Source organism: Advenella incenata, assembly GCF_004217095.1.
In the GTDB taxonomy this organism is placed as follows: domain Bacteria; phylum Pseudomonadota; class Gammaproteobacteria; order Burkholderiales; family Burkholderiaceae_B; genus Advenella; species Advenella incenata.
This window is the reverse complement of record NZ_SHKO01000002.1, coordinates 27,763-50,276: the sequence shown is the minus strand read 5'-3', so window position 1 is coordinate 50,276 and position 22,514 is coordinate 27,763. Positions and strand designations below refer to the sequence as shown.

The window sequence follows — 22,514 nt, the reverse complement described above, 5'->3', positions numbered from 1 at the left end:
CGCTAACGATTCGTACGGAGGTTTTTATGATTGTTGATGCGACTTTTCTTTGTGCTGATGCTGTTCGCGTTGAGTCTATGGCATCCGCCTGCTGCTCAATGGCCAGTTAGACGGCTATTGAGGCGTGGCGGGGATGCTGCCATGACTTGCTGGTGTGCTGCACATTTCATGATCGCTTGAATAAGCTGGCGAACCGGTTCGGCCAGGCTTTGTTCCTGTCGATGAAGCAACCCGGTTTCGCGATAGAAGGTATGGACGCCTAAATCAATGGCGCGAACTTTCACAGGCCAGTGCGCGAACGCGGCGGTTTGCGGGAACAGGGCGACGCCAGCACCGTTTGCCACCAGCTTGACGATCGTTTCAAGTTCATCACATTCGCAAATTTCGTGCAGGGCGACATGCATTTGCCGCAGGAAACGATCAACCAGCCGTCCACCGAAGGAAGCACGGTCGTAGCGGATAAACGGCTGCTCAGACAGCAATTGGGTCCAGTCGCTACCGGCAACATGAGAAGGAACAATAAGCCTGAATGGTTCGCGTGCCAGCGTCTGCCATTGCAATTCGCTTTGCAACTGAAACGGCGGACGGATAATCGCCGCCATGTCTATGTCACCCGCATCGACCAGGTTCACCATATCCATGGATACGCCGGGGATGATGCGGGTATGGCAACCCGGGCTGGTGCTGTGAAAATCTGCCAGCGCATCAGGCAAGACAGTTCGTTGCAGCGTTGCGATGGCGCCCACGTTGATATGCATGGCTTTGGCGCTAGCGACAGGCGTGGCTCCCAGATTGCTGTAAAGCTGGATCAATTCCTGCGCCTGCAACAGCAACTGTTGCCCCTTTGCATTTATTTTCGCCGATCGTCCGTGCCGGTCAAACAGCGCGAACCCCAGCTCAACCTCCAGACGCTGCATCTGGGCGCTTACTGCTGCCTGGGTCAGACCTACTTTCTGCGCGGCCCCTGCGAACGTGCCCTCACGGGATACCGCAATAAATGTTTTGAGCTCCCGGATCATTGCACTCTCAATATATAAATAATATTTGTACATATTACAAATATATATTGATTTTATTTTTTTAAAGTCGGGCCTACAATAAAAAATATCGAGTACCGTGCCGAACATGCTGGCGCTTACCAAGCGTGATGGCATTTGCAATAAGCGTTGTCGGCCGCAATTTTGCTAAACCCATATCACTTATATCAACCAGGAAAACCAATGAGCTTGTCACCTTTTCATCTAGCCATTCCCGTCTACGATCTGGCGGCTGCCCGCCATTTTTATGGCGATGTGTTCGGCCTGTCCGAAGGACGTTCCAGTGAGCAATGGGTGGATTTTGATTTTTACGGACACCAATTGGTGATTCACGAACATCCGCAAACGGCGAGCCAGCAACAGGCGCATACCAATGCCGTAGACGGCCATAACGTGCCTGTGCCGCACTTTGGCGTCGTGCTTGAGTGGGACCAGTGGGAAGCCCTATCGGAGCGCCTGAGAGCGCGTAATACCAAGTTTGTGATAGAACCGGGCATTCGCTTCAAAGGCCAGGTTGGTGAACAGGCCACCATGTTTCTGTTTGACCCCTGTGGTAACGCACTGGAATTCAAGGCCTTCAGGGACATGAACCAGTTGTTTGCCAAGTAAAAAGCAAATCGAAGCCTGGCGGCAGGGCAGGGAGACGGAGACGCGTGGGCTCGGCCGGCAGTATTTAAGGCGCTTTATGAGAAAAAGGAAGGAGGCAGGCGCATTAAGGGAAGGTGCCATAAGCGCGGGTTCGCAGCAATGTCAAACGAACTGTTGTAAATTCTGGTGTGCCAGACCTTCTGGCAACGCAGAAAATCCGTGCTGCAGAATACGGTTTAAACAGTGGATTTAATCACTGTACGAGAGACACTGTAATCTGCACCTGTTCCTGTACCGACTACACCGACCATAGGCGAAAAAAATGCCCGCACAATGTGCGGGCAAGTGGCTGAGATTTAATTCTATCACTATTTGCAAAAAAATCTACGGTTCGCCGCCATAAACCTGTTTCAGTCGTCTTAACGACCTGATTGTGGTGATGAGGCCGATTGCCGGGTACATATCAGCATTTGCCCAGTATTCTCTGCGCCGGGACACCTGAATTATTGGGCAAGTTTGCCGATCAGCCCCTGAAATAACCGATATAATAGGCTAACTTCACTGATGTTTCGCCTATGTCCGCACCTGCCAACGATCCCATTGCTGCTATCGCAACCGCGCCAGGGCGCGGCGGTATCGGCGTCATTCGTATCTCCGGCCCCGATCTGACCGGCCTGATCTCGCAGCTGTTCGGGCGGGAACTGGCGGCGCGCCATGCCTATTTTCTGCCATTTTGCGACAGCAAGGGCGAGCCCATTGACGAAGGCATCGCCATCTATTTCCGCGCGCCGCATTCGTACACCGGCGAAGATGTGCTGGAATTGCAGGGACACGGTGGTCCGGCAGTGTTGAAAAGAATACTCGATCGTTGTTTGCAGGTGGGCGTGCCATTACGTATGCGTCACGCCGAACCCGGTGAATTTACTCAGCGCGCTTTTCTGAACAACCGTCTGGATCTGGCACAGGCCGAGGCCGTGGCCGACTTGATCGACGCTTCCTCAGAGGCAGCCGCGCGCAGTGCCATGGCCTCTTTGAGCGGTTCCTTTTCTGCACAGGTGAACAATCTGGCAGATCAAATCATTCATCTGCGCATGTTGGTAGAGGCTACGCTGGATTTTCCCGAGGAAGAAATCGAATTTCTGGAAAAATACCAGGCGCGCGAAACATTAGGCGGCATTCTTGGCGACATGGCAGAACTGGTGCAGCAGGCGCGCCAGGGCATGATTCTGCGTGAAGGCTTGCATGTCGTGCTGGCGGGCCAGCCCAATGTTGGTAAATCCAGCCTGCTTAATGCCCTGGCAGGAGACGATATTGCAATTGTCACTCCAATTGCCGGCACCACGCGTGACAAGGTCACGCAGCAGATTCATATTGAAGGCGTACCCATTCATATCGTGGATACGGCAGGCCTGCGCGACACTGACGACACTGTAGAAAGTATTGGTATCGCACGCAGTTGGGCGGAAATAGCCAAGGCAAATGTGATTATTCACTTGCAGGATGCACGTACGCCAAATGACGAGCTGGATGCTGGTATTACACGCCGCCTGCCACAACGCACGCCGGTGCTGGAAGTATTCAACAAAATCGATCTGCTTGACGAGGCGGCCCTCAAAGCGTTGATTGCGCGACCCGCGGCAAATGGCAATACAGCCAGCACGCACGAAGTCTCGCGCATTCTGATCTCAGCGGTTCACGAAACCGGCCTGGATGTGTTGCGCAGCAAACTGTTGCAGATTGCCGGCTGGAATCCGGGTGCCGAGTCCCCGTGGCTGGCTCGCGAACGGCACCTGGAAGCGTTGCAAAAAGCTGCGCAGCATTTGCTTAACGCCAAGGAACATGCTGCGCAGAATGATCGCGTGCTGGATCTTTTTGCCGAGGAATTACGCCTTGCACACGAGTCGCTGTGGAGTATTACCGGTCAGTTTTCCAGCGATGATTTGCTGGGCGAGATATTTTCGAATTTTTGTATTGGGAAGTGAGACGGGGTCGCTGAAATTTCATCGACGTCTGCTGGCATACCCTCGCGAGATATCCATATTTGGCCGCCAAAGCTGGGAGCACTGAGAAAGGGCCACAGGCTGTGGCACAAAGCTGCCAAGCGCTGGGACCATCAGCATGACTCTTTGGATTCAGCTATTGCGGGGCCAATATTCATCACATGATCAAGCGCATCTTGCCGCTGAACTTTGACTTTATTCACATCTAGTGCCATTCCCTGAGCCGAAAAAAATCGCAAATCGTGCAATCCGATCGTTGCCAGAATGGCTTTCAGATAGGGCGTGAGAAAATCCGGCTGGCGACTGTGTTCACTGCCGAAGAAGCCCCCAGATGCGATCGCGATATAAACTGGTTTGCTGTCCAGCGTGCCCACTTTGCCTGCAGGAGTGATATTGAAACTGCGATTGACGCGTACCACAAGGTCTATCCAGGTCTTGAGCGAAGCGGGCACGGTGAAGTTGTGCATGGGTGTGCCAATGACAACCACATCAGCTTCTTCGAGTTCGCATATCAGTCTTTCTGATTCTTGCAGCGAACCCTCATACGACAATTTATCAGCGTTGTTACGGGCGGCATTGGCCAGTGCTTTTGCATAGTCGGCATCAATGGCGGAGGTCGCATGTAAACGCCAGTCGCGCCTGATAATGCGGCTAACCGAGTGCAGGCTGCAAAGCTGATTCACAATGGCTTGGGAAAGCTGCGTGCTTTCAGATTCTTCGCCACGTGGGCTGAATGTTAAATGCAATAATTTCATTGGCGTTCCGTGTTCGATGCTTGTCTATCTGGTTGCAGTAAAGATAGCGATATCAAATTGGTAATCACAATTGTGATTAATTTATTATGAGCCCGTTTTTTATAAAGCATATTGCCCGGGATGGATCAGTTGACGGCCGGTAGCGTCATGCCAAAATGCAGCGCTGTGCTTAACAGGCCCTGGCGAAAATAGAAGCGCTGTGCAAGCGAATTGGCCAGGCCGGTATCCAGAACAAGACGCGTACACCCGGCATCAGTGCCTATGTTTTGCAGCGCTTGCAGCAGCCTGGCGCCGCAACGCTGGCCTCTGGCTGTGTCCAGTGTAATCAGATCGTCTACATACAGAAACGGCCCGTAGATGAGATTTTCCTGCAGGCGATAACCTGCGATTGCGATTACATCTGTGTTATTCCAGATGGCAAGCATGCGATAGCCTGCATTCTGCTGCATCCGCTGCACACGTTCAAGCATATCGTCCGCATTTGCCAGATGCGGGCGCAATTGTTGCATGACGGAAAAGGCTGCGCGTATCTGGGTTTCGTTTTCCAGGTGCGCCAATATGATGGTATCTGCTTTTTCCGGTGCTTCGTTGCTATCGGACTCACCGATAGCGCCGGTGCCTTGGGCTACTTGTGCCATTTACGGTTTCCTTTTCAAATGTGATAGGTCTACAAAGAGATGGTAATGCCGTTATGCCATAATCTGAAGAGCCAAGAACTACGATACGGACTAGTCCATGAATCAGACACAACGCTATGGTTTATCGTCTCTGGATCCTCAGGCCAGCATGCCTTTGTATCAGCAGATTTATCTGCGCCTGCGCAACGCCATCACCGACGGCTTGATATCGCCAGGCCAGCGAATTCCTGCAGCGCGTGCGTTAGCCAAGGAACTGGGCCTGGCGCGCGGCACGATTGAGACCGCCTACAGTTTGCTGGCCTCGGAAGGTTATGTGCAAGCGCGTGGGCAGGCAGGAACGGTGGTCATGCCCGGGCTCGCACATTTGGGTGGCACGCCGTTACCGGCAGAGCCAGTTTCCGCGTCATTTACTGCAATGCCACAGCATCAGGCAGTTGCACCGTTCCAGATGGGATTGCCCGCACTGGATGCCTTTCCGCGCAAAATCTGGGCTCGTCTGGCCGCCCGCTGTGCACGCAGTACCCAGATCCAGGATATGGTTTATCCACCCTTTGCCGGCGTCACGATATTGCGTGAGGCCATTGCGGGCTATCTGCGAGTGTCACGCGGCATCGATTGCGTACCGCAACAGGTATTTATTACGTCGGGCTATCGGATCACAATTGATTTGGTGTCCCGCACATTGCTGATGGCGGGCGACAAGGCGTGGGTGGAAGATCCTGGCTATGAACCGACCAAAGATGTGCTCAGAAGCGTGGGGATGTCGCTGGTACCTGTGCCTGTTGATCACGATGGTATTTGTGTTGAACAGGGTAAACAGTGTGCGGCGGATGCCCGTCTGGCGGTCGTCACACCCGCGCATCAGAGTCCCTTGAGTGTGTCGCTATCGCTGGCGCGGCGCGTGGCGTTGCTGGACTGGGCTGCGCAAAATGATGCGTGGATTATTGAAGATGATTACGACGGTGAATACCGTTATCTGGGTCGCCCATTGCCCGCGCTCAAAAGCCTGGACGGCGAGGGTAGGGTGATTTACTCAGGTACGTTCAGCAAGGTTATGTTTCCTGGCCTACGTCTGGCTTACTGTGTTGTCCCGCAAGGGCTGGTGACGCGGTTCGAACAAGCTGTGCAGATACACGGCAGCGGCGCGCCGGCATTAGTGCAGGCAATTGTGACGGCATTCATGAAGGAAGGCCATTTCAGCCGTCATATCCAGCGGATGCGCCGTTTGTACGCAGAGCGACGTGAAGTGGTTGCTGCCGGTTTGATGGACGTACTGGGAGATCGCTTGCGTGTGGAGCTGCAGCCGGGCGGCATGCACCTGATTTTGCGTTCCCGGGATGATGTGGCCATGGATGATGTGGCGATTGCGCACCGAATTTGCGCTCAAGGGATGTTTGCGCATGGCCTTTCGGCATGGTATCTGAAGCCGCCTGCCACCCATGGCCTGCTGATGAGTTTTACCAATGTCGCTTCCCGCGAAGCGGCGCGCCAGTTGGGCGAACGCATCCTGCCGTTGTTGTAGATGGGCATGCGAGCCATTGAGAATTGACGCTAAAAATACAGATAGCTACAGCATTACTGCCCAAACAATTTGGGGCCACTGACATTGCTACCTGCTATGGCTTCAGGGCAAACCGGTTTGCCGAGCCGGAATAGCTCTCCTGGCGCGCATCTTCATTTTTCTGCAAGCAAGGACATGCATGCTGTGCGGACTTTCTGGCAGAACACTTAGCAGAAAACAGGGGCAGTGCGGGAAAATATGAAATATAAGCGCCCGGTAAGGCATATGCACATGCGACATGGCTCGGCCCCAATCATGGCCTACAGCTAATCGTCACTCTTGGCTCTTTTGTCTGGCCGCCTGCTGCTTTACTATGCACTCATGGTTTTCATTTGGCATGAACAGCAGGCAACGGCAAGGGCAGCAAGCCGTACTCGCTGGATAAGCCATGTATAGATTAAACGGATGGCCGGTACCCGTTTGCCAATCCGGTATATCTCAACTGTCATAGACATTTTCGGAGTTCACAATGCAAGCCCGTTACGATTTCCCCAAAACCGCCCCCGCTGTCTACAAAGCCATGTGTGCCCTGGAAGGCGCCGTCATGCAGAATCCAGATCTGGAAAAATCCCTCATTCATTTGATCAAGATTCGTGCTTCCCAGATCAATGGCTGCACATTCTGCGTGAATATGCATTTGCAGGAGGCTCGCGCCGATGGCTTGAACACGCAACAACTTGACTTGCTTTGCGTCTGGCGTGAAGCGCAGGTGTTCAGCGCCAAGGAGCGTGCGGTGATTGCCTGGGCCGAAGTGATAACACTTGTTTCACAAACCGGTGCCCCGGACGAGGATTACAACGCCATGCGGCAGTTCTTTACCGAGGCACAGATTGCCGGCTATACCCTGGCGACCGTCGCAATCAATGGCTGGAATCGCCTGGTGCTAACCGCCAGAACCGTCCATCCAGTGGATGCATCTGCAACAGCACCTGCTGCTGCGGCAGCGGCCTGATACCGAACCGGCTAGATTGATATTAGCGGACAGCAGGATTCGATAGCAGGATGGGGTCGTAGGACGTTAAAGGCGTGGATCAGCGTGTGCCGGCCACGCCATTACTACTCCCAACCGGCGTCCGGGAAATGATTGGCATGTTGCGCTCGGGCGCAAAGTACCGCTGGCCAGGCGCCGAATGCCCGCTTCAAGGCGCCGTGTTTCAGGTGATCAGCGTTATCAAGGATGCGCTATTGCCGGATAGCCCGGCTGCAGTTGGGCGCTGTCTCGCATTGCCCGTTATCGCTACAGCTTATTGCGAAATAGCCAGGCGGCAAGCGGCATGGTCACAAGTGTGATTCCCACAAATGGAATAAAGTCATGCCATAGCAGCGTGAGTGGCGCGCCTTCCAGATAGATTCTTCGTACCAGGTCAATCGCAAAGCGCAGCGGGTTGGCGTAAGTGGCCATTTGCATGAAATGGGGCATGTTGCTCACCGGTGTTGCCAGGCCCGATAGCAATGTGAGCGGCATGATCAGCACAAAAGTGTAGAGCATGGCCTGTTGCATATTTGCCGACAAGGCCGAGATCGACAGGCCGATCCCGACAATGGTGATCATGAACATCAGCATGGCCAGCAAGAGCGCCCAGAAGTTGCCAGTCATCGGAATATCAAACCAGTAAAGTGATATTGTCAGTACCAGCATTGCTTGCGAGAGCCCGATGGCAATAGACGGAATCGCCTTGCCGATCATGATCTGTAGCGGCGTATACGGTGTTACCAGTAATTGGTCGAAGGTACCCTGTTCGCGCTCGCGCGCCACTGAAAGCGCCGCCAGCATGATGGTTTGTATCATGCTGAGCGAGGCGATCAGCGCCGGCACAATATTCCAGCGCGACTCCAGATTAGGGTTGTACCAGGCGCGTGACATGACGGTCACTGCTGGTTTGGCCTGGTCATGTCCATCGCGCTGGTTATAGGCCGATATGATGGCCTGTAGCTGCCCGACGGCTGACCCCGCTGTCGTTGAGTTACGCCCATCCAGAATGACCTGCAACGGCGTGGTATGGCCTGCTGACAGCAGGCGCTCGAAATCGGGACTGAAATGCACTACCAGCAGGGCCGAACCAGTATCGATCACTTCTGAAATCTGGCTCGCAGAATCAAGCGTTGCGACCCGATGAAAAACCCCGGTGCCGTCAAAGCGTGCGATGAGTTCGGTGGATGCGCCGCCGCGACTTTCATCCAGTACAGCGTAGGGAACGTTGGTTAAGTCGAAATTGGCGGCATAGCCAAACAGCAGGCTTTGCAGGATCGGTGGCACGATCAGAATGACCCGATTGGCCGGATCTTTGAGCACCGCAATGAATTCCTTCTGGCAAAGATTGGCCAGACGCAGCAGATAGTTGAAAAAGGCCAGCATACGGTTCAATCCAGTTTCTTGCGGGTGACAAAACGCGCCAGTCCCAGCAGAACGACGGCATAGACAGCCAGCACACTGCAGTTTTTGATGATCATGGGCCAGTAGTTGCCGGCAAGGAAAAGCGATTTGACCAGTTCAAGAAAGTACGTTGCCGGAACCAACTGGCCAATGACGTACACCGCTGTGGGTACATTGCGCAGATCGAAGATAAATCCGGTCAGCATCATGGCCGGCAGGAAACTTGCCAGCAGCGCAACCTGGCTGGCCAGAAACTGGTTCTTGGTCATGGCAGAGATCAGCAGCCCGATGCCCAGAGAGACAAACATGTACAGCATGGATGCCAACACCAGAACCCACATCGACCCGTAAATGGGCACATCGAACAGCACGCGGGCGGTGACCACGCACATGACCAGTCCAAGCAGCCCGATAAAGAAATAGGGGATGATTTTTGCAATCAGAATTTCGACCGGCCGCACCGGCGTGACAAACAGGGCCTCAATCGTGCCGCGCTCCCATTCGCGTGCCATGACCAGTGCAGTCAGAAAGGTCCCAACCAGCGTCATGATAAGTGCAATAAGCCCGGGTACCAGATACCAGGTGCTGTTGTTGGCGGCGTTAAACCACATGCGATCGACGATGACCACAGAGCCCGTCGCAGCAGGGCTGTGGCTGCGCGAGGCCTGCTTTTGCCCCCATATGGCTACCGCACCCTCCAGATAGCTTCTGATGGCGCTGGCGCGTGTCGGGTCAGACCCGAGTAGCAGCGTCTGTACCTGGGCATCCCCTACAGACAGACGTCGCGCGAAATCGGACGGGATTCTGAGGATGGCATCCGATTCGTGCGCCTTCATCATCTCGGTGGCTTCGTGCATGGATGTCACTTTGACCGGCACAAAATAGTCGGAAAGCTCCAGGCTGGAAACCAGGCTTTGCGCCACGGGCGAGGAATCTTCCAGCACGACGGCGACACGCGCATCGCGTACATCAAAGGTAAGGGCATAGCCGAAAATGAGAATCAGCGCTATCGGCAGACCGATACCAATCATCAGATTACTGGCGTCACGCCACAGTTGGCGAAACTCCTTACGCGTTAACGATATCAGACGTAGCCAGAAGCCGCCGCTACGATTCGGACGCGTTGTCGATGCAGATTTCGACTCAATATTCATGCCGCCACCTTCTGGCTATTGCCGCGTTCGCTGCGTCCCTGCTCCACAATACGGATGAAGGCCGCTTCCATGGTCATCCTGTCGGTCCCGCCTGCCTGCGTACGCACTTCATCCGGTGTGCCATAGGCCACGAGCTTGCCGGCATCTTGAATGACAATCCGATCGCAATATTCGGCCTCTTCCATAAAATGCGTTGTAATCACAATCGTGGTGCCGCCACCGGCAAGCCGGGTAATGCGCTGCCAGAAGCCGCGACGAGCCAGGGGATCAGTCCCACTGGTGGGTTCGTCCAGAAACAGCACATCGGGCTCGTGCAGCAGCCCAACGGCCATGGCCAGGCGTTGTTTGACGCCGCCGGGTAACTGTCCGGCCGGCATCTTCTCATAGCGTTGCAGTTCGAACTGCGTGGTAACGGCGGTAATGCGGTGGGCCAGACGCTTGCTCATCAGCCCATAGGCGCGACCAAAAAAACGCAGATTCTCCATCACTGACAGGTTGCCATACAGGGCGAACTTCTGCGAGACGTAGCCAATACGCTGACGGGCTTCGGCGCGGGCCTTGCGCATATCCATCCCGGCCACTTCGGCGTGACCACTCGTAGCAGGCAAAAGCCCGCAAAGCATGCGAAAAGTCGTGGTTTTGCCCGCGCCGTTGGGGCCAAGCAAACCAAAAATCTCACCGCGCTTGACATTGAAGGTCGTGCTATCGACCGCGGTAAATTCGCCGAACTTTCTGACAAGATCCCGGACATCAATCACGATACCGTTATTGCCGTTTCCTGAAGCCGTGTGCGGGGCCTCATGCAAGTGTGGTTGGTCTATGGCATCTGCGGCGCTCTCCCGGCTTGTCTGCTGCGTCTGGGTCGCACTCCTGGAGTCTGCAAAGCCTGGAGCAGCGTTATTCCTGCTCCGGGTAATCTGGTCGGTGGTTGCGTCCATATCAAGGTCGCTACCACTGCGCAGCAACACCATGAATCCGTCCTCAAGGCGCGCTTGCGCCGGTTCCAGTGCTCGCCCGTTCAATTGCAGTTGTGATGGATCTGATTCGGGGCGCCGAATGACACGAACATCTCCCGCTTCCGGTACTGCATCGATGACTGCGGCGGTGTTATCCAGCAGTTGTGCTTGCAGGTCGCGGGGGTGTTCATTGCTGGTCGGCGTTACCAGATAGCACAGACCACGAGCATGTTCACTGGTCGCCTCTGGTGGGCCACTGGAAAGTAGTCTGCCTTCATGCAGCACGTATACACTGGCGCAGCGTTCCGCTTCGTCCAGATACGCGGTGGTCAGCAGCACCGACAACTGTTCCTGTTCGCGCAACTGCTGCACAATTTCCCATAATTCACGCCGTGACAGAGGGTCTACGCCAACAGTTGGCTCGTCCAGGAGCAGCAACTGGGGCGAGCGAACCAGCGTGCAGGCCAGACCCAACTTTTGCTTCATGCCGCCCGATAGTTTACCGGCCAGGCGCGCGGTAAATCGTTTCAGATCGGTCATCTCCAGCAGGTTGGCAAAGCGCTCACGGCGCACGTCCTGTGCAACGCCATGTAAATCGGCATACAGGTCGAGGTTTTCCTGCACACTCAGGTCTTCATATAGCCCGAATTTTTGCGGCATATAGCTGATGCGATCCTGCACCGCCTGCGGATTGCGAATAACGTCAATACCCAGTACCTGCAATGAGCCTGTGTCTGGGCGCATCAGCCCGGACACAAGCCTGAGAAATGTCGTTTTGCCAGCCCCATCGGGACCAACAATTGCCGTGAGCTGGCCCGTGGCTACCTGCACGTCCACGTTGTCCAATGCCAGTACCGTTGCACCTGTTTCCTTTACTTTGAAACGCTTGCTGACTCCGCTGGCGCTAACGGCCACCTCGGCGCTGTCTGCCAGATTATCTGTTTTCCCGGCAAAGCGGCCATCCGTTGCTGCGGCAGCGCTACTGCCAGCGGCAGGGTTGCGGCTGGTCATTTGTTTGCTCCGGACGAAAGCTGGCTATCGGTATCAGGCACTGCCTTGTCAAGTGCAATATTGACGGTAGCCGGCATGCCAAGGCGCAGCCGGTTCTGCGGATCGTCAACCAGAATACGTACTTCGTAGACCAGGCTGGTACGCAGCTCTTCAGTCTGTACATTCTTTGGTGTAAATTCTGCCACCGGTGAAATATAGCCAACACGCCCGGAGATGGCTTCATTCGGATGGCTGTCGGTCATGATTGCAGCTGCCATATCGGGCTTGACGTGCCCGAGCTGGACTTCGTTCACATAGGCCCGGACCCATTTGGGCGAGGTCAGGGCCAGGGTATAGGCCGGTTTGACCGGAGAGGCCATATCTCCGGGTTCCAGCAGCCGTGCGCGGACAATCGCATCGGTGGGTGATGTAAGGACGGACAGGGCCAATTGATGTTCCAGCAACGCCAGATTCGCTTTTGCTGCAGCCAATTCGGCCTGTGCCTGGGCAATATCCTCATCACGCGGTCCGATCTGGGCCAGTTTGAGGGCCTTGCGCTGGTTCTCAAGCTGCGCTTCGGCTACCTGAGCCGAGGCCAGTGTATCGTCCACTTCCTGTTTGCTGATCGCCTGGCCACCGGAGCGTGTTGCAATGTCTTTTAACCGTTTGTGGCGGCTCTGAGCCTGCCTGGCTTCGGCCTCTGCAGCCCTGACCTGGGCCTGCAACTGCTCCACTTCTTCCGGGCGGGTGCCGTTTTTCAATCGCAATAACGCCTGCTCCTGTGCACCTACTTGTGCCTTTGCCTGATCAGCTTGCAGTACCAGACTGCGGGTATCCAGCGTGGCCAGTATCTGCCCAGCCTTCACACTGTCGCCTTCCTCGACCCGCATTTCGCGTACCCGGTCGCTGTTTTCAAAAGCCAGCGAGATCTGCCGGATATCGACATTGCCATAGAGCGTCAGATGATCGGCTGTTGGGGCAGACCTTCCAAAAAACCACCATGTGCCGGCCGCGATGGCGACGATGGCAAAAACTACTACAACTGCGATTTTCTTATTCATGATTGAAATAATCCGTTCACGTCGTGTGTCGGGCAAGAGCAAAATGAGCTATAATTCTAATTCAAATTTGAATTATATGTAAAGCATCCATTTGTTATTATTGATTCCACATATCATGATTGCTAAAAACAGCCCCCGCGGCAAAAGCCCCCAGGCAGCCTCTGCCAGCCCCGTTGTTCGCAGTGGTCGAGCCAGCCGTAGCGACGGCGACGCGACTGTGCGACATATTATTGCGCAGGCGGGCGCCCTGTTTGCCGAGCGCGGCTATGCAGATACGACCAGCAAGGCAATCTGCGAGGCCGCTGGTGTCAATATGGCAGCTGTGAATTATCATTTCGGCAGTCGTGATGGCCTGTATCTGGTCCTGCTCAAGGAAGTGCATCGTGAAGTCATGAGCCTGGATTTTGTACGGCAGATCGGCCATAGCGCAGCATCGCCTTCGAAAAAACTGTACCTACTCATCGAAGGGCTGTTGCGCGCAACCTATGATGCCAAGAGCTGGCATATTCGGTTATGGGCGCGAGAGTTGCTGGCGCCATCGCCTCTGTTGTCGCAAATTATGGAAGAAGATACGCTGCCCAAGTTCGAAGTATTGCGCGAGGTTATCATGGAGCTGACCGGCATGCGTGTAGCCGATCCGCAGTTGCTACGATCCGTGTTGAGTGTCATCGGGCCGGTTATGATGCTGTTGATACTGGACCGGCGTATTGCAACGCCGATACAGCCGCTGTATTCGCACTCGGTCGAAGATATGGCTCGTCACATGCATACGTTTACGATAGCCGGATTGCAGGCGATAGCGCAACAGGCGGGCTATGCCGCAGACAACGGGTGAGTTGGCGCAATGCCTGTTCGCATCGACGCAGAAGGCCCGCGCTTTACGGCCGATCTCACTCTGGTCCCCGTCTATGGCCAAATCAGCACGACCGACTATCTGATGAAAATGGTGGCTAACGCCGCTTTGATACGGTCAATGTAGCGGCGTATCAATGGAGCGGGAAAGTTCATCGATTTCGGGACCAAAGTCTTTCGTTATGAATCAACCCGCTGCCACCCAAATCAGTCGTTGTGCAATCTCCTAGGCAACCTTCAGCACCCCGGCCGCCGCCAGGCGGGCGATCTCGGCGGCCTCGTAACCCAGATCACGCAAGACGCTCTCGGTGTGTTCACCAATACGTGCGATGGGCTGCCGCGGCTGCAGACGCTGGCCGTCCATGCTGATCGGCAACAACGGCATAGGCGTTTCCGATCCGTCTTCCAGTATCTGGCGGCCCAGGCCACCACTCTGTTGCAGGTGCGGGTCATCGAACAGCTCTTCAGGCTTGGTGATATAGGCAAACGGGATTTGTCGGGCTTCAAAAACGGGCGCCAGCGCGTCGGCCTCCATACTTTTGAGCGTTGCACCCAATTCAGGAATCAGCCAGTCGCGCGCGAGCACACGATCATTATTGGTTTTCAGGCGCGGATCGAGATACAGATCCGGGCGCTGCAGAATCTCGCACAATTCCTTCCATGGCGCATCGCCGGTAGCGGCGATGAACATAAGGCGGCCACCGGCCAGTTCGAACGTATCATAAATGCCCCAGGCGCTGATGCGTTCGGGCATGGGGTTGGCGGCCACACCCGTGACTGCATACTGCTGCATGTGTTGCGCCGAGAGCAGCACGCAGTTTTCGAACAATGCGCTCTGGATTTCCTTGCCCCGGCCGGTGCTGTTGCGTTGAAATAGCGCAGCCAGCACACCCAGCGCACCGAACATGCCGCCCATAATATCGTTTACCGAGGTGCCGGCACGTAGTGGCCGGCCAACGGGACCCGTCATATAGGCCAGCCCGGCCATCATCTGCACCACTTCATCCAGGGCCAGGCGCTTCTCGTAAGGGCCTTGTAAAAATCCCTTGTGCGACACATAAATAAGCCCGGGATTGCGCGCCTTCAGGCTGTCGTAATCAAGGCCCAGTGAAGCCATGCGGCCGGGCTTGAAGTTTTCGACAAAAACGTCTGCTGAATCGACCAGCTTGAGGACGGCATCAATGGCCTGCTGGTCATTTATGTCAACCGAAATACTTTTCTTGTTGCGGTTGAAGGTACGGAAAAAACCGGCGCCAGCACCCAGCAGTTCGCGGGTTTTGTCGCCGGTAAGCGGTTCTACTTTGATGACTTCAGCGCCCAGATCGGCCAGAATCATTCCGCAGGTTGGCCCCATTACCATATGGGACATTTCAACGACGCGGATACCTTCCAGGGGCAATGCTTGTGATGTGACAGAATTCATTGTGTTGCTCTTTGCTGCGTGAATGTGTTGGGCAGACCTGCCCGATTGATAAAGCCGTAAAGGGGTTCCTGCGGCAGGGCCTGCGACAGGATCTGCCGGCAGGCCAGCAGGCTTTCAACTGAAATACCGGTGTGATAGCCCATCGATTCGAGCATGAAAACCAGATCTTCGGTGACCACGTTGCCGGTGGCGCCAGGCGCGTGTGGGCAGCCGCCAATGCCGGCCAGTGATGCATCAAACTCCCTGATGCCGTTTTGCAGTGCGATAACCGTATTGGCCAGACCCATACCGCGGGTGTCATGAAAATGCATGCTGCGCAAACGCTCGCCCGCTACAGCTCGTACCGCCGCTATGACCTGCTGCACCTGCGCCGGGGTTGCGTGTCCAGTCGTATCGGCAAGCGCAACGGTATCGGCGCCTGCTGCGATACTGCCGATAACGACATCGCATACGTCGTCCACGGGCACTTCCCCCTGCAGCGTACAACCGAACACGGTAGACAGGCCCGCTATCAGCGTCGTACGGCTACCGTGGGCATCGATCAGTTCACGGATACGTCCGAACTCCTGCACCATTTCCATGGGCTTGCGGCGGACATTGGCCAGGCTGTGCTGTGTGCTGACAGAGATTGGGGCCACGATGCGATGTACGCCAGCCTTCAGGGCGTTTTCTGCGCCCTTCAGGTTAGGCACCAGCGCAGTGACGGTCAGGCCATCAAACTGCAGGGCATAGTCGACGATTTGCGCGGCGTCTGCCAACTGGGGCAACAGCTTTGGCGGGACGAATGAGGTCACTTCGATATGGCGCAATCCGGCGTCGTATGCAGCGCTGATCCAGCGCTTCTTGGCTTCGGTTGGCATGGTGGTGGCGATGCTTTGCAGGCCATCGCGCAAGCCGACCTCCTGAATATGGACATGATCTGTCATGACGGTTCCTTTACGTTGATGGGAACAGTCTACGACGAATTGCCGTTTACGGTAATGTGCCGATGGTCATGGTAACCATCAGGTTTCGTTATGGTCGGGGGCGTTCCTGGTTTGTTCTGTGGGCGGGCAAGGCGCGGGTGGCCTGGGCCTGCAGGTGATCAAAGAGTTTCTGGGCTGACCCCGACAGGGCCTCGTTGGCGCGGGTACACAACACGAAGTTGCGTCGTGCCCATGGATCGTCCAGCGGAATCAGCTCCAGATCATAGAGCCTGACATAGCGTTCGACGGCTTCGCGCGGTAGAGCCGCAATGCCCAGATTGGCTTCGATCAACCGATAGGCCGCGTCAAAGGAACTGACGTGCGTGCGATAGGTCAGGGTCTTGCCCTGACGACCCGCTATATGCGACATCAGCGTGTTCATGGAGGTTTGCATGGAAAAGCCGATTTGCGGATAGTCCAGCGTTTGCTCGAACATAAGCGATTTTTTGCCGGCCAGCGGGTGGGCCTTGTTGACCACGATCGCGAAATGGTCGTAGCGGTAGGGCGTCACACAGGTGTTGCCGGTTGGCACGAAATCGCGACAAATGCCGATATCAGCATTGCCTTCTTCTATTCTTCTGGGAATATCACTACTGAAATGCTCTTCCAGATCAACCTGGATGTTCGGATGAGTTTCCAGGAACGAAGTCAGATCAGCCGGCAAAAATTCCATGATAGCCGAGACATTGGACAGCAGCCGCACATGGCCCTTGACCCCCTGGGCGTGCTCACTCAGCTCGCTTTGCAGCTTACGATAATCCACCATAATACTGCGGGCATGTTTTAGCAGTACCAGGCCGGCCGAGGTGGGCGTAACGCCGCGCTGGCTGCGCAACAACAGCGGCGCACCAATTTTTCTTTCTATTTCAACCATGCGCTTGCTCACGGCTGCGGCAGACAGCAGCTCCCGCTCGCCGGCACGTGCAATGCTGCCGGTTTCACACACGGCGATGAACAGATACAGGGATGTAGGATCAATGGACCACAAATCAAACTCGCGAAAACCAGGTTTGATCGGGATTAGAGCATCGGTAGACATGTAAGTAAATAGTGAAAAACCATGTAGGGACACCATCAGCCCAAGACTGGCTACCCTTGCAAAGCCATCAGGAACGCAGCAGGGCCATTTAACTGACCCAGGCTGCTTCCGGTATCAACATCCTTATTTGAGCAGCGCTGCGCTCTCGTCGATATCTTTCTGAATGGTTTTGCCAAACGTCTGAGGATCGGATACAACAATATTAAAGCCCAGGCGTTCGAGTTTGTCTTTCACATCTGATGTGGCGAACACATCCTTGACTGTGGCCTGCAGCTTATCACGAATGTCGTCAGGCAGATTTGCCGGTGCAATCATGCCAAGCCAGGGCTCGTAAACATAGTCAGCAACCCCCGCTTCGCTCAATGTCGGCAGATCGGGCAGGATCTGGCTGCGTTTGGAAGAAGTGACCGCCAGACCGCGCAGCATGCCACCCTTGATTTGTTCGGAGACGCTGGCAACGGCCAGAAAGGCGACCTGGATCTGGTTTGATACCAGATCGTTCACAATTGTGTTGCCGCCCTTGTAGGGGATATGGGTCATTTGCACATCGGCCCGCTTTTCAAAGAGGACGCCGGCCAGATGCAGGGCCGTGCCGACACCGGCCGACCCGTAATTGAGGCGTTTGGGTTCTTTTTTGGCAGCGGCAATCAGTTCACCCAGGGTTTTGTAGGGGGAGGTATTGGGCACGGCGACCACCAGCGGCGAGGTCACCAGATTGGATACAGGGGTGATATCTTTCACCGAATCATAGGGCAGGTTCTTGTGCAGGCTGGGATTGACTGCATGGTTCGAGGAGATCAGCTCCAGGGTGTAGCCATCGGGCTTGGCGCGAACCAGTTCGCGAGTACCTGAAATATTGGATGCGCCGGCCAGATTTTCCACCACGATAGATTGCTTCAGAGCCTGTCCCATGCCGGGCGCAAAGGTGCGGGCCAGATTATCCAGCCCGGAACCGGGCGAGCTTGGCACAATCAGTCGAATGGGGCGTTCAGAAAAACTGACTTCGGCATGGGCAGCAGATGCAAGCCCGAGCGCAACTGCACAGGTCAGCAGGAAAAAAGAGGGGCTCAGACGCATAATGTTTGTCTCCGTGTCGGTGATCACGGCGCAATCACCACTGTGTTTATTTTGTAATTGAGTTCTGTTGCCGTACAGGAACGGCGTCGATTGTAACGCCATGGCAGCCCGTAACAGCTTCGGTTGAAGTCTAAGCCGGATTTTGCGTTAGCGTAAGCTACCAAAAGTCATGGACAACATCACCTTTGGTGATGGCAGGGCGCGTGTCGGCTGTCCATGCCGTGCCCGACGGACCACCCGTGAAGGGCTGGCGCTTGCGAACGCACTGCCGCCGGCGGCGCCAAGCCGATCCAAATCACAACTGAAAACGCAGGATTGCGGACCATTGCCGGCGCAGGATTTTTGCCCGCCGGATTCAAGCAGGATGGTTGCTTGCACGGTACGAGATAGCAGCGTTCACAAACTTTCAAAGCCCGACGGTGCCAGTTGCCTAGAATGAATGCTTACATTTGCTTGCTGCCGCAAGCCGGCCTTCACATACAAAGCGATCTATGCTCATACATGAACTTGCTCATTACGGCGCTCGGGAAAGCGGTGAACGCACGCTGACCGATCCGGTACTTCATCATACGAAACGCGCGGTGTTAGATTGGCTGGCCGCGCTGTATCCTGGTACGCGCATGTCGCCGGGCGTTGAACTGGTTCGGGCGCATGCGGATGAAACGGGTGTGGGCTTGGCCCGTCTGCCGGGCTTTGGCACTACTACCTTTCCTGCTACAGCCGCCTGGATCAACGGCAGTGTGTCGCATACGGTGGAGTTCGATGATATTTTCCGGGATGGTGTCTATCATCCGGGCTGTCCTGTCATATCCGCAGCACTGGCGGCCGCAGATACGCGCGACGCTAACGGGCTGGCGTTTATGAAGGCAATTGTGGTGGGGTATGAAATATCCACCCGACTGGCTGCAGCTATTCAGCCAGCGCACTATCGCTATTTTCATACGACCGGAACGGTTGGCAGTATTGGTGCTGCCGCTGCCGTGGCAGCGCTGTATGCGCCTGGCGATCAGACGGTGATGCAGCACGCCATAGCCACTGCAGCGACGTTTGCTGCCGGCTTGCAACAGGCGTTCCGCTCGGACGCCATGACCAAGGCACTGCATGCCGGGCACGCTGCTGCCGTGGGCATACGGGCGGGCACTGCTGCTGCGGCTGGCGTAACCGGCGTAGCCGACATTCTGGAAGGCGAGGCCGGCTTTGCTGCGGCATTGGGCGGAACGCTGAATCTTCCCGTGGTCACTGCAGGTCTTGGCCTGGACTACAACATCACCCGTATTACCCAGAAAAATCATGGCTGTTGCGGCCATACCTTTGCTTCCATTGATGCCGTGCTCGCGCTGCAGCAGGAACATGGCATCAGGCCGGAAGACATCGCGTCGATCCACGTGGCGACCTATCAGACGGCGATCAATGTGACTGGAAATGCGGATCCGCTAACGGCCTTTGAAGGCAAATTCAGTTTGCCCTATGTGGTTGCCCATGCGTTGCGCCACGGTTCGGTCAGGCTGAACGCCTTCGATACAGAGCGACTTACAGACACGGACACGCGCGTCTTGATGAAAAAAATCTCTTTGACTGCAGATGAGCTGCTGACCGCCGCGTTCCCGCGTCATCGCTCTTCGCGCGTAACGATTGTGATGAACAGTGGCCAGACTCATGAACACTATGCGCAGGATCGCAAGGGAGATCCTGAATGTCCGCTAGATGATGACGAACTTAATGATAAATATGACGAGCTGGTTACGCCAGTGCTGGGCGCCCAGGCTGCGGCCGCACTCAAATCGCAGATCTGGATGCTCGAAGCGTTGCAAGTACGGCAGTTGTCGCTTAGCTGACGCCCGAGACAATAAAAATTTCATAACGAATTAGTGGTAAATACGATGACACATGACGATTCAAACCCGCGTGGCGATTGCTCTTCGCAGCGTCGGGCATTTAATAGGGCGTTGCTCAACCCCGCGTCGGTAGCACTGATTGGCGCCTCGAGCAATCAGAAAAAAAATACCGCCAGGCCCTTGCGTTTCATGCAGAAACACGGCTTTGCCGGCAATATTTATCCAGTCAATCCGTCGGCCACGCAGATCAATGGTGTCAAAGCCTGGGACAGCATCGACCAGCTTCCCGATAACGTGGATCATGCGTTCGTGATGATCGACAGTACTGGCGTCACCGACGTGGTGGAGCAATGCGCCCGCAAAGGCATAGGCATGGTCACAATCTATTCAGACGGCTTTGCCGAAGCGGGCGATGAAGGCATTCAAAGGCAACGAGACCTGTGTGCGACCGCAAGGCGACTGGGCGTGCGGGTGCTGGGGCCCAACAGTATTGGCCTGGCCAACGTCCATAGCGGTGGCGTCATTTCCGTTAATGCCGCGTTCGAAATGGACAATCTGACTGCTGGTGATATCGGCATTATTTCGCAAAGCGGCTCAATGATGGGCTCGCTCATGTCGCGTGCGGCTGCGCGTGGTTTTGGTTTTTCCCATCTGGTCTCGGTCGGCAACGAAAGCGATATTTCAGTTGGCGAAATACTGGATGCCATGGTGGACGATGATGCGACCCGCGTGATACTGCTGTTTCTGGAAACCTTGCGGGATGTGGACACATTAAGTTGCGCGCTGGAACGGGCGCGCAGTGCTGGCAAGCCGGTAATTGCATACAAACTGGGGCGCTCGGAGCAAGGGGATGCGCTGTCGCAATCGCACACCGGTGCCATTGCCGGCAATGACGCCGCCATGGATGCCTATTTCCGCGCCCATAGCGTCATACGGGTCAACATGCTGGAAGCCCTTTTTGAGATCGCGCCTCTGGCTGCGCGCTACGCGCATCTGCGCCCACAGGCCTGGGGCGATACGCCGGCGCGCGTCGCTGTCATAACCACCACCGGTGGGGGCGCGGCAACCGTGGTCGACAACCTGGGCCTGCGCGGGTTTGTTGCGGTTGCGCCGCCCGCACCTTTCATTTCGCATATGGCCTTGCGGGGCCTGAACATACGCCAGACACCGGTCATCGACCTGACCCTGGCGGCAAGCAGTGAACAGTATCAGGACCTGCTGACCGAAATCATGCAGACGGACTGGTGTGACGCGGTGTTATGCATTGCCGGCTCTTCAGCGCAATTTCATCCGCAATATGCGGTCCAGCCCATATTGAATGCAGTTGCAACAGCTCACGGCAACAGCAAACCGTTGGTAGCGTTCCTGTCGCCCGAAGCACAGGCATCATTGCTGTTGCTGCAAAAAAACGCCGTTGCGGCCTTTCGTACGCCCGAATCATGCGCCGATGCATTAGCCGCATTCTTTGTGCCGCTCGGGCAGCGCCAGCCAGAGCAATTGCCGCCTGGGACGTTACCTGATGGCTGCCCGGCAAGCGGCAACTTGAGCGAGCCGGAGGCCATGTCGGTCTTTGCTGCGCTGGGCATCGATGTCGTTTCGTCCGCCATGGTGCAACCGCAAGCCGCAGACCATTTCATTGACTATCCGGTGGTGCTGAAGGTTGTCTCGCGAGACATTCTTCATAAAACGGAAGCCGGTGGAGTGAAGGTTGGCATTGACTCTGAGCAAGCGCTGGCTGCCGCGTTAAATACGATGGCAGACCAAATCAAGACCCATTGCCCGCAGGCTGCAATTGACGGCTATATGGTGCAGAAAATGGAAGGTCGCCTGATCGAACTGATGCTGGGCTATCGGCACGACCCGCTTGTTGGTCCGACCGTGATGCTTGGCGCCGGCGGCATCACTGCAGAGCTCAAACCAGATTTTTCCCTGCGCCTGGCGCCGGTGTCAGAGCAAGTGGCCTGGCAGATGATCCATGAAGTGAAACATACACAATTGATTCGTGGCTACCGGCAACTGCCTGAAGGTGATTGCGCCGCGCTGGCCCGCGCCATTGTTGCCATCTCCAGACTGGCGCTGATCGACTCTCAACCGGTAACCGAAGCTGAGATCAACCCACTGTTTGTGCGAAAAGACGGCGTTGTTGCGGTTGATGCAGTTGTTCGTTTGCGCGAAATATCACAGTTGTAATAAATATCAAATAAATTTA

The 22,514-nt window shown here is 55.5% G+C and carries 18 protein-coding genes; 7 read left to right on the top strand and 11 right to left on the bottom strand.

Annotation, left to right across the window (positions count from 1 at the left end; genetic code table 11):
• Window positions 1–95: 95 nt before the first annotated feature.
• Entirely contained in the window at window positions 96–1,019 is a 924-nt protein-coding gene (locus EV681_RS11450; protein ID WP_130304101.1) for a LysR family transcriptional regulator, read from the bottom strand.
• Window positions 1,020–1,220: 201 nt separating this feature from the next.
• On the opposite strand from EV681_RS11450, the gene EV681_RS11445 reads away from it, so the two are divergent.
• Both EV681_RS11445 and mnmE read left to right on the top strand, forming a co-directional pair.
• Window positions 1,221–1,646, top strand: coding sequence for a VOC family protein (locus tag EV681_RS11445; protein WP_130304100.1), 426 nt, complete (start codon window positions 1,221–1,223; stop codon window positions 1,644–1,646).
• Window positions 1,647–2,200: 554 nt separating this feature from the next.
• Window positions 2,201–3,607, top strand: a complete 1,407-nt coding sequence (gene mnmE, locus EV681_RS11440; RefSeq protein WP_130304099.1) for a tRNA uridine-5-carboxymethylaminomethyl(34) synthesis GTPase MnmE — start codon at window positions 2,201–2,203, stop codon at window positions 3,605–3,607.
• Between the two features lie 131 nt (window positions 3,608–3,738).
• On the opposite strand, the gene EV681_RS11435 is transcribed toward mnmE, so the two are convergent.
• Together EV681_RS11435 and EV681_RS11430 are read right to left on the bottom strand one after the other, a co-directional pair.
• A complete protein-coding gene (locus EV681_RS11435; protein ID WP_128393336.1) occupies window positions 3,739–4,380 on the bottom strand; it encodes an FMN-dependent NADH-azoreductase in 642 nt (213 codons plus the stop codon).
• Between the two features lie 125 nt (window positions 4,381–4,505).
• Window positions 4,506–5,018, bottom strand: coding sequence for a GNAT family N-acetyltransferase (locus EV681_RS11430; RefSeq protein ID WP_128393337.1), 513 nt, complete (start codon window positions 5,016–5,018; stop codon window positions 4,506–4,508).
• A 97-nt stretch (window positions 5,019–5,115) separates the two neighbouring features.
• Here EV681_RS11430 and pdxR point away from each other — a divergent pair, with 97 nt between their 5' ends.
• Both pdxR and EV681_RS11420 read left to right on the top strand, forming a co-directional pair.
• Window positions 5,116–6,540 carry a MocR-like pyridoxine biosynthesis transcription factor PdxR gene (pdxR, locus tag EV681_RS11425; protein ID WP_130304098.1) on the top strand — a complete coding sequence of 475 codons (1,425 nt, stop codon included), beginning with the start codon at window positions 5,116–5,118 and terminating at the stop codon, window positions 6,538–6,540.
• 508 nt (window positions 6,541–7,048) lie between these two features.
• A complete protein-coding gene (locus tag EV681_RS11420) occupies window positions 7,049–7,531 on the top strand; it encodes a carboxymuconolactone decarboxylase family protein (RefSeq protein ID WP_130304097.1) in 483 nt (160 codons plus the stop codon).
• 285 nt (window positions 7,532–7,816) lie between these two features.
• On the opposite strand, the gene EV681_RS11415 is transcribed toward EV681_RS11420, so the two are convergent.
• Genes EV681_RS11415 through EV681_RS11400 form a run of 4 tightly spaced genes read right to left on the bottom strand, consistent with a single transcriptional unit; the run spans window position 7,817 to window position 13,114 of the window.
• Window positions 7,817–8,935, bottom strand: a complete 1,119-nt coding sequence (locus EV681_RS11415; RefSeq protein WP_128393957.1) for an ABC transporter permease — start codon at window positions 8,933–8,935, stop codon at window positions 7,817–7,819.
• Window positions 8,936–8,940: 5 nt separating this feature from the next.
• Window positions 8,941–10,107 carry an ABC transporter permease gene (locus tag EV681_RS11410; protein ID WP_130304096.1) on the bottom strand — a complete coding sequence of 389 codons (1,167 nt, stop codon included), beginning with the start codon at window positions 10,105–10,107 and terminating at the stop codon, window positions 8,941–8,943.
• A complete protein-coding gene (locus EV681_RS11405) occupies window positions 10,104–12,074 on the bottom strand; it encodes an ATP-binding cassette domain-containing protein (protein ID WP_130304095.1) in 1,971 nt (656 codons plus the stop codon). The genes EV681_RS11410 and EV681_RS11405 overlap by 4 nt, the downstream gene beginning before the upstream one ends.
• Window positions 12,071–13,114 (bottom strand): HlyD family secretion protein, encoded by a 1,044-nt coding sequence (locus EV681_RS11400; protein ID WP_130304094.1) that lies wholly within the window; start codon window positions 13,112–13,114, stop codon window positions 12,071–12,073. Before EV681_RS11400 ends, EV681_RS11405 begins: the two co-directional genes overlap by 4 nt.
• A 115-nt stretch (window positions 13,115–13,229) precedes the next feature.
• Between EV681_RS11400 and EV681_RS22775 the strand changes: the two genes are divergently transcribed.
• Window positions 13,230–13,949 carry a TetR/AcrR family transcriptional regulator gene (locus EV681_RS22775; RefSeq protein WP_128393343.1) on the top strand — a complete coding sequence of 240 codons (720 nt, stop codon included), beginning with the start codon at window positions 13,230–13,232 and terminating at the stop codon, window positions 13,947–13,949.
• A gap of 243 nt (window positions 13,950–14,192) precedes the next feature.
• Here EV681_RS22775 and EV681_RS11390 read toward each other — a convergent pair whose 3' ends face one another.
• From EV681_RS11390 to EV681_RS11375, 4 genes are all read right to left on the bottom strand, one after another.
• Window positions 14,193–15,389, bottom strand: coding sequence for a CaiB/BaiF CoA transferase family protein (locus EV681_RS11390; RefSeq protein ID WP_130304093.1), 1,197 nt, complete (start codon window positions 15,387–15,389; stop codon window positions 14,193–14,195).
• The gene (locus EV681_RS11385; RefSeq protein WP_128393345.1) at window positions 15,386–16,315 is read right to left on the bottom strand and encodes a hydroxymethylglutaryl-CoA lyase; all 930 of its coding nucleotides are present in this window, start codon (window positions 16,313–16,315) and stop codon (window positions 15,386–15,388) included. Before EV681_RS11385 ends, EV681_RS11390 begins: the two co-directional genes overlap by 4 nt.
• Window positions 16,316–16,403: 88 nt before the next feature.
• Window positions 16,404–17,393 carry a LysR substrate-binding domain-containing protein gene (locus tag EV681_RS11380; protein ID WP_242612231.1) on the bottom strand — a complete coding sequence of 330 codons (990 nt, stop codon included), beginning with the start codon at window positions 17,391–17,393 and terminating at the stop codon, window positions 16,404–16,406.
• A 123-nt stretch (window positions 17,394–17,516) separates the two neighbouring features.
• Window positions 17,517–18,470, bottom strand: a complete 954-nt coding sequence (locus tag EV681_RS11375) for a Bug family tripartite tricarboxylate transporter substrate binding protein (RefSeq protein ID WP_128393346.1) — start codon at window positions 18,468–18,470, stop codon at window positions 17,517–17,519.
• A gap of 491 nt (window positions 18,471–18,961) precedes the next feature.
• Here EV681_RS11375 and EV681_RS11370 point away from each other — a divergent pair, with 491 nt between their 5' ends.
• Together EV681_RS11370 and EV681_RS11365 are read left to right on the top strand one after the other, a co-directional pair.
• Window positions 18,962–20,305, top strand: coding sequence for an MmgE/PrpD family protein (locus EV681_RS11370; RefSeq protein WP_128393347.1), 1,344 nt, complete (start codon window positions 18,962–18,964; stop codon window positions 20,303–20,305).
• A gap of 45 nt (window positions 20,306–20,350) precedes the next feature.
• On the top strand, window positions 20,351–22,495 hold the full coding sequence (locus EV681_RS11365) for an acetate--CoA ligase family protein (protein ID WP_130304092.1): 2,145 nt from the start codon (window positions 20,351–20,353) through the stop codon (window positions 22,493–22,495).
• Window positions 22,496–22,514 lie beyond the last annotated feature (19 nt).

What these genes read in the sequence shown, in the direction of transcription:
- EV681_RS11390 (WP_130304093.1), bottom strand. Translation starts at nt 15,389, where the DNA reads ATGAATTCTGTCACATCACAAGCATTGCCCCTGGAAGGTATCCGCGTC.
- EV681_RS11420 (WP_130304097.1), top strand. Translation starts at nt 7,049, where the DNA reads ATGCAAGCCCGTTACGATTTCCCCAAAACCGCCCCCGCTGTCTACAAA.
- EV681_RS22775 (WP_128393343.1), top strand. Translation starts at nt 13,230, where the DNA reads ATGATTGCTAAAAACAGCCCCCGCGGCAAAAGCCCCCAGGCAGCCTCT.
- EV681_RS11435 (WP_128393336.1), bottom strand. Translation starts at nt 4,380, where the DNA reads ATGAAATTATTGCATTTAACATTCAGCCCACGTGGCGAAGAATCTGAA.
- EV681_RS11385 (WP_128393345.1), bottom strand. Translation starts at nt 16,315, where the DNA reads ATGACAGATCATGTCCATATTCAGGAGGTCGGCTTGCGCGATGGCCTG.
- EV681_RS11410 (WP_130304096.1), bottom strand. Translation starts at nt 10,107, where the DNA reads ATGAATATTGAGTCGAAATCTGCATCGACAACGCGTCCGAATCGTAGC.
- EV681_RS11370 (WP_128393347.1), top strand. Translation starts at nt 18,962, where the DNA reads ATGCTCATACATGAACTTGCTCATTACGGCGCTCGGGAAAGCGGTGAA.
- EV681_RS11415 (WP_128393957.1), bottom strand. Translation starts at nt 8,935, where the DNA reads ATGCTGGCCTTTTTCAACTATCTGCTGCGTCTGGCCAATCTTTGCCAG.
- EV681_RS11365 (WP_130304092.1), top strand. Translation starts at nt 20,351, where the DNA reads ATGACACATGACGATTCAAACCCGCGTGGCGATTGCTCTTCGCAGCGT.
- EV681_RS11380 (WP_242612231.1), bottom strand. Translation starts at nt 17,393, where the DNA reads ATGTCTACCGATGCTCTAATCCCGATCAAACCTGGTTTTCGCGAGTTT.
- EV681_RS11450 (WP_130304101.1), bottom strand. Translation starts at nt 1,019, where the DNA reads ATGATCCGGGAGCTCAAAACATTTATTGCGGTATCCCGTGAGGGCACG.
- EV681_RS11400 (WP_130304094.1), bottom strand. Translation starts at nt 13,114, where the DNA reads ATGAATAAGAAAATCGCAGTTGTAGTAGTTTTTGCCATCGTCGCCATC.
- EV681_RS11375 (WP_128393346.1), bottom strand. Translation starts at nt 18,470, where the DNA reads ATGCGTCTGAGCCCCTCTTTTTTCCTGCTGACCTGTGCAGTTGCGCTC.
- EV681_RS11430 (WP_128393337.1), bottom strand. Translation starts at nt 5,018, where the DNA reads ATGGCACAAGTAGCCCAAGGCACCGGCGCTATCGGTGAGTCCGATAGC.
- pdxR (WP_130304098.1), top strand. Translation starts at nt 5,116, where the DNA reads ATGAATCAGACACAACGCTATGGTTTATCGTCTCTGGATCCTCAGGCC.
- mnmE (WP_130304099.1), top strand. Translation starts at nt 2,201, where the DNA reads ATGTCCGCACCTGCCAACGATCCCATTGCTGCTATCGCAACCGCGCCA.
- EV681_RS11405 (WP_130304095.1), bottom strand. Translation starts at nt 12,074, where the DNA reads ATGACCAGCCGCAACCCTGCCGCTGGCAGTAGCGCTGCCGCAGCAACG.
- EV681_RS11445 (WP_130304100.1), top strand. Translation starts at nt 1,221, where the DNA reads ATGAGCTTGTCACCTTTTCATCTAGCCATTCCCGTCTACGATCTGGCG.